The 16214-nt window shown below is 58.0% G+C and carries 11 protein-coding genes; 5 read left to right on the forward strand and 6 right to left on the reverse strand.

Going from position 1 to position 16214, the window contains the following annotated elements:
- Positions 1 to 88 precede the first annotated feature (88 nt).
- Positions 89 to 1336: an ABC transporter substrate-binding protein gene (locus tag VLI63_RS15150; protein ID WP_409157697.1), complete on the reverse strand. Its 1248-nt coding sequence runs from the start codon at positions 1334 to 1336 to the stop codon at positions 89 to 91.
- A 272-nt stretch (positions 1337 to 1608) separates the two neighbouring features.
- Positions 1609 to 2649, reverse strand: coding sequence for a LacI family DNA-binding transcriptional regulator (locus tag VLI63_RS15155; protein WP_409157698.1), 1041 nt, complete (start codon positions 2647 to 2649; stop codon positions 1609 to 1611).
- A 539-nt stretch (positions 2650 to 3188) separates the two neighbouring features.
- Between VLI63_RS15155 and VLI63_RS15160 the strand changes: the two genes are divergently transcribed.
- From VLI63_RS15160 to VLI63_RS15170, 3 genes are all read left to right on the forward strand, one after another.
- The gene (locus VLI63_RS15160) at positions 3189 to 3374 is read left to right on the forward strand and encodes a hypothetical protein (RefSeq protein ID WP_409157699.1); all 186 of its coding nucleotides are present in this window, start codon (positions 3189 to 3191) and stop codon (positions 3372 to 3374) included.
- 854 nt (positions 3375 to 4228) lie between these two features.
- The gene (locus VLI63_RS15165) at positions 4229 to 4603 is read left to right on the forward strand and encodes a helix-turn-helix domain-containing protein (protein ID WP_409157700.1); all 375 of its coding nucleotides are present in this window, start codon (positions 4229 to 4231) and stop codon (positions 4601 to 4603) included.
- Positions 4604 to 4700: 97 nt separating this feature from the next.
- Positions 4701 to 5525 (forward strand): ImmA/IrrE family metallo-endopeptidase, encoded by an 825-nt coding sequence (locus tag VLI63_RS15170; RefSeq protein WP_409157701.1) that lies wholly within the window; start codon positions 4701 to 4703, stop codon positions 5523 to 5525.
- Between the two features lie 342 nt (positions 5526 to 5867).
- On the opposite strand, the gene VLI63_RS15175 is transcribed toward VLI63_RS15170, so the two are convergent.
- The 4 genes from VLI63_RS15175 to VLI63_RS15190 all read right to left on the reverse strand — a co-directional run bounded on the left by VLI63_RS15175 (position 5868) and on the right by VLI63_RS15190 (position 12992).
- A complete protein-coding gene (locus VLI63_RS15175) occupies positions 5868 to 8960 on the reverse strand; it encodes a type I restriction endonuclease subunit R (RefSeq protein ID WP_409157702.1) in 3093 nt (1030 codons plus the stop codon).
- Complete coding sequence (locus tag VLI63_RS15180; RefSeq protein ID WP_409157862.1) at positions 8961 to 10277, reverse strand: restriction endonuclease subunit S; 1317 nt, start codon at positions 10275 to 10277, stop codon at positions 8961 to 8963.
- Positions 10278 to 10315: 38 nt separating this feature from the next.
- On the reverse strand, positions 10316 to 12295 hold the full coding sequence (locus tag VLI63_RS15185; RefSeq protein WP_409157703.1) for an N-6 DNA methylase: 1980 nt from the start codon (positions 12293 to 12295) through the stop codon (positions 10316 to 10318).
- Between the two features lie 115 nt (positions 12296 to 12410).
- A complete protein-coding gene (locus VLI63_RS15190; RefSeq protein ID WP_409157704.1) occupies positions 12411 to 12992 on the reverse strand; it encodes a recombinase family protein in 582 nt (193 codons plus the stop codon).
- Positions 12993 to 13511: 519 nt separating this feature from the next.
- Here VLI63_RS15190 and VLI63_RS15195 point away from each other — a divergent pair.
- Entirely contained in the window at positions 13512 to 15047 is a 1536-nt protein-coding gene (locus tag VLI63_RS15195; RefSeq protein ID WP_409157705.1) for a hypothetical protein, read from the forward strand.
- Between the two features lie 104 nt (positions 15048 to 15151).
- Positions 15152 to 16168, forward strand: a complete 1017-nt coding sequence (locus VLI63_RS15200) for a hypothetical protein (RefSeq protein WP_409157706.1) — start codon at positions 15152 to 15154, stop codon at positions 16166 to 16168.
- Positions 16169 to 16214 lie beyond the last annotated feature (46 nt).

Below are 16214 nucleotides of genomic sequence, written 5' to 3' on the forward strand. Positions count from 1 at the left end.
CCGCCCGAGCGACGCGTTAGAGCGTCGCCCGGGCGGGAGGGGATTCCTGCTCGCGAGGAACGAGAGAGAATCCGATCAGATGCGATCACTACCCCTTGCATCCCGTCAGAGCGTTGATCGTGGCGGTGGCTGTAGCCGCGGCCGTGGAGACCGATGTACCGCGCGTGATCTGGCCGATCAGGGTGACGTAGCCGTTCGCGTCAACCTGGGTGGCGTTTTTCACCTTCGGCAGATACAGACGGGCATCGGGAAGCTGCGCTGTGAAGACCTTGACCGTTGCGTCATTGTTCAGCTTGGTGTCGTCGGCCATGTCGGTCCGCAGTGGCGGGAATCCGGTAGTCAAAGAGAACTTCTGCTGCTGCGCCTTGGAGGTGTAGTAGGCGAGGAATTCCTGAGCCTGCTTTGGATACTTCGTCTTTGCCGAGATGGCGAGCGGCGCGATCGAACCAAGCGTGACATTGCCGTTGACACCAGTGGGAATCTTCACAATTCCAAAATCCAGCCCGGCTGCCTTGTAGGACGACGCTGCCCACGGGCCGTTCATCTCCATCGCCGCCTTCCCTGCGGCGAACAGCGAGTCCGCCTGCGCGCCAGTCTGACCGACAGGAGAGATGTGGTCGTTGACGACGAGATCAGCCCATGTCTTGAGGCCGGCCTGGCTTTTCGCGGTCGACAGCACGCTGCATCCGGCCGAGTTGACGATATCCCCACCGGTCAGCCACTGCAGTATCGGCCACATCTGGATCGTCTGGTTGTCGGCCAGCGACAGCCCATACTGCGTCCGCCCGCTATCGAGTGTGAGCTTTTTGGCGTCCGCCTCGAATTCCGCGACAGTGGTGGGCGGCGTGAGGCCGGCGGTGGTAAACATCTTTTTGTTGTAGTAAAGGCTCAGGGACGCAAAGTTCGCCGGTATCGCGTACAGCTTGCCATTGTAGGAAGGCTCCTTAACGGCCGCCTGGGCAAGGTCAGTGGAGTTAACCTTCTCGCTGCCTGATCCGGTTTCGATCGGCAACAACGAATTCGTCTTCACGTAATTGGCGATGACGTTCGGGTCGGGGCTGGGCGCCGCGATGTCCGGACCGCTGCCAGTGAGCCACGCAGTGGGAAGCTTTTGCTGGATGGTGTCCCACGACTCAACAATTTGCTTCACCTTGATGTTCGGGTGGGAAGCGTTGAAATCCTTGACGATCTCTGCGTAGCCCGGACGGTCTCCGCCAGTGAATCCCGTCCACATGTTCAGGGTGACCTTGCCGGTGGAAGCGGTGGAGCCACTGCCGCTCGAACACGCGGACAGCGCAAGCGCTGCTACCCCGACGACCGCGATCGCCGCGGCCAATTTCCTCTTATTCACTGTGTACCTCTTCTTTGAGTGCTGCTGCCGATAGTTGTGGTGGTGCTCGGGTGGGAATCAGCCTGGTGCGATCCTAAAATCTGGCACTGCTAATCGCCCATTTGTTTTATCGTTTAAGCAAAGGATAAAAAATAAGCGATTCCTACCAGCGCTGGTCGAATCGACGATGTGCTGAATCGTTAAAGCTTGAAGCTAGCTTGACAAATGTCCTTGATCAAGTGCATAAATTTGTTTGGCGGCAATAATCGGTCCGGTAATCACGGGCAGCCGCACGATCGCCGCAGGGTGAGGGTGACGGGCAGCTCTAGTTGAGATGGTCCGACCGCAGTGCCGTCGATGAGCTCGAAAAGCAAGGTAGTAGCAATCCGTGCCATCTCTTCGGCCGGAGTGTGCATGGTCGTTATGCCGGGGGTCGTCACCCGCGAAAGCCCGAAGTCGTCGAATCCGACGATCGATACATCCTCGGGAACGTGTATGCCGTGCCCTTTGAGGGCCGCGAGCCCCCCAAAGGCCATATCGTCGTTAGCGAACACGATCCCGTCGAACTCGACGTTTTCATCAAGCAGTTGTTCGACTGCGCGACGACCCGACTCTTCGCTAAAATCTCCGTCGACGATGGTCGCGGCAGCAGCGACGCCCTGATCTTCCACCGCGGCAAGAAACCCCCGGCGGCGGTCGATTCCGGTTTGGTGATCAAGCGGCCCAGTCACATGGACAAGGCGCGACCGTCCGTGGATGTCCAGTAGATGGTTGGTAATTTTTCGACTGCCGGCTACGTCGTCGATCCACACGGTCACCGCGTCCGCCAGATAGGGAAAATTGCCGATCAGCACAACCGGAAGACCGGTGGCGACCAGAGCGCCAAGACCTGCGTCTGTCACTGCGGCGCTGGTGACTATGGCGCCGTCCGCGCTCCTCGAGCGCATGACTCTCTCGTACGCCACACGCTCCCCTGCCTCGCCAGTATCCGAGGTAGTCGACAGGACCACTTGCACATCGTGCGCGTTAGCCGCGGCAGAAATACCCGTGAGGAGGTGCATGAAATAGCTGTGTCCGAAAACGTGTTGTGAAGTATCCGGAACGATCAGCGCAATTGCCCCGGAGCGCTGGCTGCGAAGCGCGCGACCGACGGAACTCGGAACGTATCCCAGGTCGGCGGCAGCCTTGCGTACCGCGTCCTTCGTCTTCCCGCTAATGCGGGAGTGATCCGACAAAGCCATCGACGCCGCTGCCGATGTCACCCCGACTCTCTCCGCCACATCCTTCAGCGTCACTGACACGCGCGCCTTCTTGGGCATGAAAACTCCTTACGTCTCGACAATTATGTCTTAGGAGCACCTGCCAAGATTTATCGATTAAACAGTTTCAGAAGCTGTGATCGAGATTCAGGTTGCGTGCGAACGATAGATTGCTGAAGTCGCTTGCTGCTGAGCCCTCGAATATCTAGTCACGCATTGGCTAATTGTGGGATGCGTTTGGAATAAGTGCGGAAAGAACCTCCTGCGAGGGCTCACCATCGTCGCCGGTTTGACCGACCTCGTCGGCTTGCGCAGCCGCATCATCGTGTTCCGACATGTTTCGCAGTTACAGCCCACCCGTTCCTGAACTCACTTCTCATCGTGGATATCGGAGCAGTTCTCCAGTCACTCTTGCCACCCACAATTTCGGGCGCTCAACGTAATCATTCACACTTTACATATCGGCAGTTATCGGTCATTGAGCAGAACCAATTGCTCGTGAAGCACGGACATGGGGGGCAGCAAACTAAGTGATAGCGCGTTATGAAGAACCGAAAAACGGACGACCGCGCACGGCTGTGGCCCCGTACCCTTCGGATATGGCTCCAGACGAAAAGACACAGGACGAACCGATCATGGACGGCGCCACAGAAGCGAAGGCGCAGGAGAAGCTGGACGGCGGGCAGGATCAGGCGCGTGCGGATGCGAAGCGCGATGCGACTCTCGACGCCAGGGTTCGAGAGGTCGGCGGGGATCAGGCTGGGGACGACCCTGACAGTGATTAGATCGCCGTTGTCTGCACGTGACGAGCCAGACATGACCGGTCGCATGTTCGCTCGACTTCTTCGTTCTGCTGGTGCCCACTATCCAATTTCTGATGTCTATGAGCGGGATTATTTATCCGGCCGACATTGGTGGACCAGTCAGCGCGAGCATGTCACCGCATGGCTCGATGAGATCGAAGGACCAGGCGCTTATGAGCGAGCGAGCCGCGGCCTCGGCGCTCGGCGCTCGGCATGCATTCACGCACTTCCAATGCGCTCCGGGTCTGCTTTGGATTGCCGAGGCGCTGGGAGAAGATTGGGAAACGGTGCAGCTTGCCGCGGATACTGCAGCAGGCGTCGGCCGTCCTGGGACGCAATGCGCGGCCATTCGACGTCTGATCCCCTGGCAACGGATCCAAACGCTGCCGCGGTACGTTCAGATGGATGTGAATCACAAGTAGACTGCCGATCATGCGGCGCCGTACGCCGAAGGGGTCCGATCTCAATTCCAGTGAGATCGAACCCCTTTTTTTATTGGCGAGCTAGTACTACTACCCCTTCTCTGTGAGGCTCGTCTTCGGGTGCCTGCCGGCTGCCGCCGATGTGATGAAATGCCCGGTGATCGCGCTCCGGTGGTGCGTGCCGCTTGAACGGTTAGCACCGCTTTCGGTCACGCTAGTGCGCGGGTGGCGTGCGGCGGCTGCATTCGAGATGTAGCGACCGGAGATTGAACTGCGGTTTGCCATTATTTGGCCTTTCTGTCTTGTGCAAGCTATGTCCTGCAACGCTTAGAATACTATGCAACTCTGCTCCAATGTGCAAGTTTTTACCTGCACCGCTTGGTGGTCTACGCAAATATGCGTCAAACTAGGGGTATGCGCACGACCGAGCAGCAAGCCCCCCAAATCCCACAGCCCTTGGGTCCCTACCTCAAGAGCGCTCGACGATCGGTGGGGATGACTCTTCGTGACGTTGAGGCGAAATCCGAAATCACCAATGGCTATCTCAGCCAGATCGAGAACCAGCTGATTTCGAAGCCATCCCCGAACGTCCTATTCGAACTCGCAGAACTGTACGGACTCGACTACTCGAATCTTCTTGCGCGAGCTGGCCACCGGGTGCCTTCCAACTCGGCGCCTAATCAAGCGGCGTCTCTCAATGGAATTCCCCTTAGGGCATTGGAAGATCTGAATGAATCCGAGCGAAAAGATCTGATGGATTACGTTCAATTTCTGAAGAGCAAGCGGTAGTCGAGTGTCAGCGGGATCAGCTGGATCAGCATCAAAGAAGAAAATTCGTCAATATGCTCGAGGGTCGTTATCGGCCGCGGGAGTCGGCGACGTCTCTATGGTGCCTATCGATCAAGTTGCAGCAGCAGTTGGGCTTCAAAAGAGCGATCTCTACGAACTGGGAGAAGATGCACCCCAACGTATTCGCGACATTGTCAAAAAGCTGAAGGGAAATGTTCTCGGTTTCCTGGCAATCGAAGAGCGGAAGTATTTTGTCGACCGCAGCATGCCAATCCCGCGGCAGCGATTCACCGAAGGTCACGAAATCGGCCATGATGCCCTGCCGTGGCATCAGGCGGCCTTCTGGGGAGAAGACAAAACTACGATCGATCCCGCGACCAAGGAAACTCTCGAAATTGAGGCCAATCAGTTTGCCGCTGAGCTGCTGTTCGGGGCGGGACGATTCACCAACCAAGCGGATCAATATGCGCCAGGACTAGAAATTGCTCTCTACCTCGCAGCTGAGTATGGCGTGTCGGTTCATGCGGCCATCCGAAAGTATGTGGAAGACAGCAAACATCCCATTGCCGTGCTTGCGCTAGGGCGTTATCCCTCACACACCGGTGGAGTCAGACGATTCGACGGGCAGACTTTTGAGTCAGAGAAATTCGAAGAGAAGTACGGCCGGCTAACTGCGTTGATGCACTCCTCGATCGGAAGTACCACATACCCGGAATTGCCGGCACTTCTGAAACTGCAGACGGGAAGAGCACCAGCATGTGATGTCAAATTAGACACGGCACGCGGGTCTGTGACTTTCACAGCTGAAGGATTCACAAACGGTCGACTGAATTTCATTGTGCTTCACAAGCCCAGCAGACTCAGGGGCCAGAAGTTTCGACTTATATCAGCGAGCGGCTTCGAGCTACTTCCGGCCGGTTAAATACAGTTCGCGCTCGCCCGGCGACCAGCAGACACGCGACCCTACCGAGATGGTAAAGCCGAGTGAGGCAGTTTGCCTGCTTCAACATCTCCGCGACATATTCTTCATCAAGAATGGATCATCCGGCGACCTCCCGCCCGAGGAATTCGAAGCCAACTATTACGATGGCAAAACCGGCCCAACAGCCGATGAATTGACCAAAACAGCGGCATGAAACCTCGGACGATTCAATGACCCGTTTTAGTTGGCTAGGAAGTCACGTCCACCAGGGTGAACGGATCGACAAACTCAGGCAAGCAACCGACTAAGTCCGGAAAATCCATTGTTCTTCCAGCAAGCTGGTCAACCAGCAGCGCGTTCGGCCTCGTCGCGTGTTTTCTCATACAACCCCATCGCCACGAGAACATTGACCAGGGGCGCGAGGTTCTGCATCTGCAGCAGCGCTTTGATGGCGTTGTTGTGGCCGATGCCGGAGGCGTAGATGACGTCTTCGAGCTCGGCGAGGATAGTGGGTGATGTTTCGAAGTCGACGGCGGTGTTTGCCATCGCTTCGGCTTGAATCTTTTGGTTCTCGATGACGTGGCGGAGGATCGTTTCGGCACTGCTGACACCGTTCACTTCGTCGATATCCGTGCCGGTGAACAGCACATTGATCTTGTCGATGACGTCCTGAAGCAGCCCGTATTTCGCTTCCCGTGGTTGTGCGGAGCCCGCCGCGGTGATGCCAGTCAGTTCGCCCCCGCTGCCGGAGGTTAGCCCGAGGTTTTGTGCGTCGAGCTTGCGTAGGCGGTAGTGGGTGAGCACGATGTCGTCGGTGTTGACTGATGACGGGTCAGCGTCTTGGCGTTCGATCACGCGGCGATACACTCGCAGGAAGATGGCCCACTTCTCAATGTCGGTGTCGCCGTAGTCGAGAATTTGGGAGAGGAAGTCGTAGGCGCGAACGAACGCGTACACGGTGCCGCGGAACTCTTCCAGCCGGCCTTTCTCGAGGTCGTCGGCTGCTTCCACTGCGTCAGTCCAGCGGGTCCAGAACACGTCACGGGATGCTTTGATGTGCGAGTAGAGAGTGTTGTGGCTGATCTTGTTCAGCCAGGCGTCAACGACCGCGTCGACGTCGTGGGGGTCGATGATGTTCATGCTTCGCAGCTTGCCGCGCATGTCGTGGATGATGTTCGGATCCGACGGCACGGTAAGTTCTGCGTCTTCGTAGTAGGTCTGGAACGCTTCGAGAATCTCGGCCGGGTCGTTGACGAAGTCGATGATGTAGGTGTTCTCTTTACCCGGGATGACCCGGTTCAGACGGGACAGGGTCTGCACGGCGGTGATGCCGGAGAGTTTCTTGTCGACATACATGCCGACCAGTAGCGGCTGGTCGAAGCCGGTCTGGAACTTGTTGGCGACGATCATCACCTGAAAGTCGTCCCCGGCGAATGCCGCCTCCAGCGCGCGTCCTTTGAGTCCCGGGTTCATGTTGAGTTCGGTAAAATCCTCCGCACCCGACGCCTCATCGGTCACAGCGCCGGAGAACGCGACGAGGGCGCTGAGCTGCCCGTCGAGGTTCTGGTCTTTGAGGTAGTTGTCGATAGCCAGCTTGTAGCGGACCGCTTCTTTGCGTGAGCCGGTGACAACCATCGCTTTCGCGCGTCCGCCGAGTTCGCTACGCACGTTCGACCGGAAATGCTCAACAATGACGGCGACTTTCTGGGCGATGTTCGTAGGGTGAAGCCGCACCCACCGCATCACTTCGCTGTTCGCCTTCGACGTGTCAATTTCGACATCCAGCCCGGTCGCGGTGTCGGTGTGGGCAAGGCTAAATGCGAGATCGTATGGCAGGTAGTTCTTCAGCACATCGAGGATGAAGCCCTCCTGAATGGCCTGCTTCATCGAGTACAGGTCAAACGCCCGCTTCACCCCGATGTCGTCGCCAAGGCCGAACAACTCAACAGTCTTACCCTTGGGCGTTGCGGTGAACGCAAGGAACGAGATTGTACCGATGCCGACCTTGCGGGCCATCACATCCGCGAGCACATCCTCAACGTCAACAACCACATCCTCGACCTGCTCGTCATTCTCTGGTGCACCAGCGGTCAACACTTGCTTCAGGGATGCGGCTGCCTCACCCGTCTGGGACGAGTGCGCCTCGTCAGCAATAACGGCATACTTACGACCTGCCAGCCCCGCGTTCTTCTCGATGACAGCCAACGCATGCGGGAAGGTCTGCAACGTCACACCGATGATCTGTTTACCCGCCAGCAGCGCCTCAGCGAGCTGCTTCGACTTCGACGAATCAACCCCACGCGTGATCGCCTGAAAAACACCGGCTGTTGTCTCTAACTGCTCCACCGCACGCTGCAGCTGCCCATCGAGCACCTGACGGTCTGAGACGACGATGACCCCGTCGAACACTTTGACTCCGTCGGCGTTGTGCAGCTGCGCCATCCGGTGGGCTGCCCACGCAATCGAATCGGTCTTGCCGGAACCTGCGGAATGTTGGATGAGGTAGTTGTGCCCGGGGCCTTCGGCAAGCACCGCACGCTCAAGCTTGGTGACCGCCCGCCACTGGTGGTACCGCGGGAACCGCAACATCCGCGTGTAAGTCTTCTTCCCATCGATCGGGTCGGTCTTCTCCTCGAACCGGTAATGCAGAAACCTGCCGATGAGATCCAACCAGGTGCCGCGCTCGAGGATCTCTTCCCAGAAATACGCTGTCGGGCTGGTGCCAGGAATGGGTGCGTTACCGGCACCGTTGTTGTTGCCACGGTTGAACGGCAGGAACCGCGAGTTCACCCCATCCAGCTTCGTGGTCATGTGAACTTCCTCGTTCGTCACCACGAAATGCACCAACGCACCGCGACCGAACGACAGCAGCGGCTCCCCATCAGGCTTCCGATCCTGCGCATACTGCTTCAACCCCGCCGCAAGATTCTGCGTCAGGTCAGTCTTCAACTCGATCGTCGACACCGGGATGCCATTCACGAACAGCACCAAGTCGATACGGTTGCCATTCTTGGACGAGTACTCGACCTGGCGCATGACCCGCAAACGGTTGGCAGCGAACCGCTCCGCAGTCTTCGGATTCAGAGTCGTCGCAGGCCTCGCCTGGAACATCGTGAATTTCGCATTCAACACCCCAATGGATGCTTTCAGGACGTTCAGCGTCCCGCCACCGTTCATCGTGTCCGTCGTCTGCGTCTGAACGATACGGTCAAGAATCTGCTTCCGGCCAAGCTCACGCGATGCTTCGGACGCGTCGGCTTTGACAAGCTTTACCAACTGCTCCGGCTGCGTTGCCTCAAGCCACGCGAACACATCCGCCGGGAACAGGGCTCGGTCCCGGTCGTACCCGTCGTCGTTGGGCGAATACTCCCACCCGTGCGCCGCGAGGTATTCACAGATCTCGGTCTCGAACGCGTCCTCATGCTGAATCGCCAACTACGCCACCGCCCCATGCTCTCGTACATCAATCTTGCCGGTAACAGCGGCAGAGATGAGCGCGGCTCGACGCTCACGGGAGAGAGAGATAGCCTCGCGCGCGTCAGTCACGGCTGCGTCGAGTTCTTCAACCGCGATTCGGGCAACCTCCGCGATTTCCCTTTGCTCGCCGACTGCAGGAAGCGCTAGCAAAAAGGACCTCAGGGCGGACATCGGCAAGTTGTTGGCGAGACCCTCTGCGCCACTGATTGCACCTAACACTTGCTTCCGGTAGGGGTTCGAGTTCATGAATAGTTCGAGGAAGTCCAGGTCGATGTCCCTCCGGGGTTCAAGCCTGAACGTCTTGTCGGAAAGAATGAGGTCAAAATCGAGGACTCGGACTCGTGCGGCGGACCCGACGAGCGTTGGACTTCCACTTGCCCGATTCACGATCAAGTCTCCGATTCGAACCCTAATCGCGGCGTCGAACTCGAAACCTTCCGGCAATCGCTTGTGCTCTAACTGATTGAAGACCCCACCGTTAACGCATCCTGCTCGGAGCACCCCGGTTGAATTCTCGTCCGCCAGGCCCCCATCTGCCTGAGGGCTCACCCCTTGGGAAATGCGGCGGAGAGCCCGCTTGAGCGGCAACAACTTCCAGTGCTCCGGCACCTCGCCCATCCACTCAACCCCGCTGTCCTTCATCGGAACATTCGGGTCGAGCCCCTTCGTCACCGCGTGGCTGATCGTCGCAGCGCGCCGCTCGGCGAGCAGCCCGACGAGCTCCTCCTGGTCCGCGATGAACGCGTCGATTTCGGCTGTCTCACGGTCGAGGAAATTTGCGATTGATGTCTGCTCTCGAAGCGGCGGGAGTGGCGCTTGGATAGCGCCGATGTGCTGCAAATTTAGGCCGTCTCGCAGGTCGCCCCCGGCCATGTTCCTGATGGGCTGGTAGTTAGTCCGCAGCCAATACTGCAGAAATCGGTACTCGAGCAGATTGGCGCGCGGCACGATGGCCGCCATGGACTGATTAAAGGTGCTGCTTATTTCGAGGCGCGCGGCCATGCCCTTAGTTTTGCCTTGGCCCGCGAGGGCAATAAGCACTGAGCCTGCATGTGCCCATCTGGTACTGCTGCCTGTCGCGGCCGCAGGGGTGATGAGTTCGGAGGGACTCGTGATTGTCCCGTCATTGACCGAACCTGAATTGAGCCATGGAACGGAGCCATCTGTCCAGAACTCCGCCTTTGTCCGGTCCGGCGTCCCACCAGCAAAGATGGATGCCACGCGGGCGAGGCTCGTCGACTTCCAACCAGCGGGCAACCTCGAGGCCCAATCCATCGAGGTGTTTTGGTAGCTCGGGTAAGGCTCCAGTTCTGTCACGCTTTGACCGCCTCCAGCCGTGCCCGAATACGCCCGAGAACCGCATCAAGGTCTGCGTCAATCTCGGCTAGCGACCGTGGCGGCACATACTCGTAGAAGTGGCGGGTGAACGGTATCTCGCAGCCCTCTTTGGTTTTCGATTCGTCTATCCAAGCGTCGGGCGCGAATGGTGTCACCTCGCGTAGAAAGTATTCGTGAATATCTTCAGACCATGGGACGTTCTCGGTATCGCGCAGCGTCGGGTCGGCCTCGGGCTTGCGCCTCGCATCTGTGACGATCGGCGCATTCTCATCCCGATTAGAGAGCCCGGCGAGAAATGCCTTGAGCTGCGGAGCGGTGAGCGAAACCCCGCCGGCGGCGAGACGCGCGGCGAGCTGCTTTCGGAACTCGGCAACATCGGCTGTGGCCTCGATTGGGTGAGCGTTCGTGTGTGCCACCATCGCGTCGAAGTCGAGGGAGGCAAGCGCCTTCAACTCGCGGGCCACGGCTAGGCGCTCGGGGGTGAGCGCCCAGTTCAGACGCAGCGGCCGTTCAACGGTGATGGTGCGGTAGAAGAAGTCGGCGACAGGGAAAGTTTTCGAGCGGGGGTCATCCGTTGTCTGTTCGTAGAGTTTGACAAGCGTGCTGATGTCCTCTGGCCCGAGCTCGTTGCGCTTCGAGCCAAGTCCTTTGCGCATTTTGCGGAACAGCTTTGAGCCGTCGATGAGTTGCACCGTGCCCCTGCGCTCGGCGGCCTTTTTGGTGGAGAGCACCCAGATGTAGGTACTGATTCCGGTGTTGTAGAACATGTCTGTCGGCAACGCGATGATCGCCTCCAGCAGGTCACGCTCGAGCACCCATTTGCGGATGTTCGACTCTCCTGAGCCTGCGCCACCGGTGAAGAGCGGGCTGCCGTTGAGGACGATGGCTGCGCGACCGCCGCCGTCTTGTTCTGTGCGCATCTTTGAGATGAGGTGAAGCAGGAACAGCATCGACCCGTCTGACACACGCGGGAGTCCTGGTCCGAAGCGGCCGGCGTACCCGCGGAGGGTGTGCTCTTCGGTGACGGTCTTCTGCTGTTTCTTCCAATCGACACCGAACGGCGGGTTGGAGAGTCCGTAGCTGAATGTGGCGCCAGCGTGCCCGTCGTTGATGAGGGTGTCGCCGAAGAAGATGGCGTCAACCGACTGGCCTTTCACGGTCATGTCGGCTTTGCAGATGGCGTACGACTGCGGATTTATCTCCTGGCCGGCAAGGGTCAACGTCGCGGTCGGGTTGGCGCTTCGGATGTGGTCCTCGGCGACGGAAAGCATCCCCCCGGTGCCAGCCGTCGGGTCATACACGGACCGCACCACGTTCGCCTTCGCAAGCGTGTCCGACTCTGGGGCAAGAAGGATGTCGACCATCAACTCGATGACGTCACGAGGTGTGAAATGCTCACCAGCAGTTTCGTTGGATGCTTCCGCGAACTTGCGGATGAGCTCCTCGAAGATGTGGCCCATCTCCTCGTTCGGTACCTTCGCCGGCGACAGGTCTACTTGGGAGAACTTCTGCGTAACCATAAACAGCAGGTCGTGCTCGTCGAGCTCTGCGATGCGTTCAGAGATTTTGTACTTATCGAAGATGTCTTTGACGTTCTCAGAGAACCCGGTCACATAGTCGAGCAAGTTCGCGGCGAGGTTCTCGGAGTCACCGAGTGCGGTCTTCAGATCGAAGCGCGATTCGTTCCAGAACGAATACTCGTGCCCCGCCTTGTTGCGAAGCAGCGACGCGCGCACGGGAATCCCGTCCGCGGCGGCTTGCTCGACCGCAGCGAACACAGCCTGCTTCGTTGGCGCGAGCACGGCATCGAGACGGCGGAGCACAGTAAACGGGAGAATGATGTCTCCGTACTGGTGGGCTTTGAAACTGCCCCGGAGCAGGTCAGCAATCGACCAGATGAACGTTGCGTGATTGTCGCTCAAGCGCTTTTCCCCTTGTGTGTTCTGGCCACTCACGAGCCAGGCCGGCCTCTGCACGAGGGATCTGATGAGAACTTCTCCCGCATCCTACCTTCGGGTCGCAACGGCAGGGTTGCCCGAGGGAACGCCCGCCGTCGCGCTACTTGTTCTGTCAGTCCGCGAGAGCTCGAGACCTTCTATAGAACGTCGCACGCGACATTCCTAGATCGCGGGCGACTTGCGCTGCTGGCTCACCACTTTCGACAAGGCGGATGGCACTGCGGATCTGGCTGTCGGTGACGCGTTGTGGGCGTCCACCGAGATCCTTTCCGGCGTCGCGGCGTTTGCTGACGGAGTCGATGATCCGCTCGCGCTTGATATCGTGCTCCATTTGAGCCAGAGCCGCCATGATCGTGAAGAGCATCGATCCCATCGGCGTCGAGGTCTCCACGTCGCCACCGCCGAGGTTCAACACGCGAAGGCCCGCGCCACGGTCGCGGAGCCCTTGAGCGAAGTCGAGCATGTTCTGCGTTGATCGGCCGAGCCTGTCCAGGGTCGTGATGACGAGTGTGTCCCCGGCTTCGAGCGCGGTGAGGGCACGATCGAACTGCGGGCGTGAAGCGCGAGCCCCTGAGACTCCCTGATCGACGTAGAGATCATCGCGCCGGACGCCGGCGGCAAGCAGATCAGTTTCTTGCCGATCCGTCGACTGCGGCCCAGTCGATACGCGCGCGTAACCGATCAGCTTCGTCATGACGCTCCAGGTGTCTCGTAACTAGCGGTGAGTACTGAAATCCAAGCACATAGTTTCGACACATAGTTATAAGAATCGCGAGCCCGCTGAATTGCTGCACGCTGATGCGCTAATTGTTGCGACCGTCGAGACGTCTTACAACCCTAGGGATACGAGATCGCTGTCAATCTGTGTCGCTCCTCGTACTATTGGTCTGGGCCGAATAAATGAGGATTTGGAGCGAATGTGGCAAATCTAAGGGTCCACGAAATTGCGAGCCGCGCTGGCGTGACAAGCCAACAGGTCCTGGACTGGTTAAAAGCGCAGGGCGAGTTCATCAAAGGCCCATCGAGCAGCCTCGAAGGACCAGTCGCGCGAAGAGCCCTTCGACACTTTGGGGACGGCGCATTGGAAAAAGCTCTGACCCCCGCCTCTACCGCGGGAACGCCCGTCGAACATCGAGACTCGACCACGGAAATAGCCCGAATACTACAACGGGCGACTCCTGCTTCTAGGGAGATCGGCTGGCGAGCTGGGTCGGTGAAGCAGCCTATCCATCCCGATTTGCTAGCAAAGATGGATGAACTAGGACGCGTGTTCCCGGATTTCGTGGCGCATCGAAAAGCGCTAGCCGAGTTGGGCTCCCAGATCGTCTTTGCCCGGTTCTCCAAGAACCCGAAGTTCCTAGACTGCGGCGTCGCACTGGTCCGTTTCAGTGGCGCGATTGAATCGGGCTTTGGCCTGACTCGGGAGCTCCTGATCTTTTACACGCCCCACCATGACCTTCAGGTGCGCACCTACCAAGCCGCATTGGCTGAGATGCAGACTGTGGACCGGGAAATAACCCCAGACATTATTTTTGTGAGCGCTCCGGATCCTCGACTGCGTACCAAATTAGACGACTGGTCATCGGCGACACCGTCGTTGCGCGCAATTCCTTTGTCGCATGAAATGGATCCGAATGCCATAACGTTCATCAAACTGATCCGCGACTATGTCTACAGCAGGGATCTCTTCTATGAGACGACTCCCGTTCGCGGTGCCAGCTTCTTCGGTCGGAAAACGCTTCTGCAATCTCTCCGAGACGACGTCTTAAGTCAGCGGGTAGCTGGCGTGTTCGGTCTCAGAAAAGCAGGCAAGACCAGCGTTCTTTTCGAGCTTGCAGATCAAATGAGGCAGCAAAACGTTATCCCAATCCTTCTCGACCTTGAAGCTTTCCCTTCACCTCCCGAGGATCCAACTCCGGAGATTCTCTCGGACCTTCGTCGACGCTGCCTGGAAGAGCTCCGCGATCGAAAACTGAGAACGAAAGAGCTAGCCGAGCTGTCCCCCTCACCGACCATTGTTGAGTTCAAAACTGCGCTGCAGGCTCTACTGAGACGTCTCGAACCCGAGGGCGTCCGCCTCTTGATCATGCTTGACGAAATCGAGTACTTGACGCCCGCCGACAAGGTCGACATCGCCGAAGGCGACATGCCGCGAATTTCTCAGCTTCTTGCTTCTCTACGAAGCCTTGTTCAGGAGGCTTCAAATTTCACTTTTATGCTGTCGGGACTCACAAGCGCCATCATTGAAAGCGGGCGGCTTTACGGCCGCCCAAACCCTCTCTTTTCATGGGCAAAGGCTTATTACGTAGGCCCCTTTGCTCGCGATGAAGCGGACGACTTGGCATTGTCGACGGGCGCAAAAATGGGTATCGAGATCGAGGAGAAAGCACTGGAGGCACTTTTTGAGGCATCCGGCGGCCATGCGTTCCTTTACCGGAATTTCGCCTCGAATGTCGTGAGCGCACTTCCGCTGGAGGTCTTCAGAAGAATCATCACACGGCCCCTGGTCTTGTCCCGACTGATGGACTGGAAGGCGCAGGTCGGCGGAAACATCTCAGAAATGATTAATCACGTCACTCGCTACTACTCGACCGAATCGGTTCTGCTGGATGTTCTCCGCGAGCTTCCCGCAGAGTTTATGCAACTAGCAGAGGATGAACCACAAGCATTGCGTCATCTACTGGACCTGGGACTCGTCCGGAAGGTCGACCATCATTACGAGCTGAACTCGCTATTGGACCTGCTGTGACAATCGCGCGGAATTACAAGTCGGAATGGCTAGACACTCTGATCGGACAAGCTCAGCGATTCGGACTCATATTCCTTCAGCTCGGCGCCGCTCAGGGTCCAGTCATGGAATTGCTTCTCGCGTCTACCCACTCGTACGACATAGCAACGTACGTCTATATGCCGAAAGGGAACCGCAACGGGGACCCGACTTTCCTCACTGGCCTCAGCCCAAACGGCATTACTGCTGGGAATGGCGTGTCCTTGGGGGCCCTCAGAGAGCGTGTGATGGAAGACATGGCCTTGGGTGGGCGATTCGTTCTCGTGTCAGCCAGTCCCCGGATCGCATACCCGCTTGTTCCGGGAAGCTCACTTTTGGAAGACGCCAAGTTTCTCGCTGGTCCACTCGCTCCCGAACCGGCTGATCGAGACAAAAGCCCTGAGCTGGTCCTTCCAGAATGTCTTGAACGAGAAACAACTCTTTCGACTGTGCTCGAGACCGCCCTTTACGAGCTTGGCTTAGAACTCTGCGCGTCTCTCGACCATGCTTTGTTCGAAGCGCTGCTCGACACGAACGAATTATTCAGTACGCTTTCTGCGCGCGAGATCGAGGGTCTTCGTGGAGCTTCTCTCGTTCGAATGTCCGAGATCGGTCCGCAATGGACAATGCCGAAGCGAGTAAATGAACTTAAAAGAGCTCTCAGCGCGGTCCTCGCTGATCAGACCAACACTCAAGAAGCGATCGCAGCTGTCTTTGCGGGATTGTGGACTATAGAACGGACTATCCGCAGGGCGCTTCGACTGCGGGCTATAGACCTCTGGGGTGAGAAGTGGCGCCGACAGATTCTGGCGGGCGATTTGACCCCGAAAGTTGAAGGTCGAGCAATGACATCGGCATATGCGGCAGCAACAGGCGTTAGCCAGATCCGTGATCCTCTGGAATGGCTGACCATGGGTGAGCTTCTGGAAACCAGGGCACGGACCGTAATCGGCAACCTAGGCCTTGAAGATCCTCTTTGGAGGACCCTTGCGAACGAAGTTCTTCCTGTTCGAAACCAGATCTCGCATATGCGCCTCATCCGCCCGAGTGACTTGGGCACAGTATTGAAGTGGGTCAAGGTGGTTCAGCTCAAGCTGAGATGAGAGAGGGATTGCTGTCGCTTTACCTGACCCTCACGACGGGATTCCA

Origin of the sequence: Lacisediminihabitans sp. H27-G8 (assembly GCF_046156175.1) — a bacterium.
Lineage (GTDB): Bacteria > Actinomycetota > Actinomycetes > Actinomycetales > Microbacteriaceae > Lacisediminihabitans.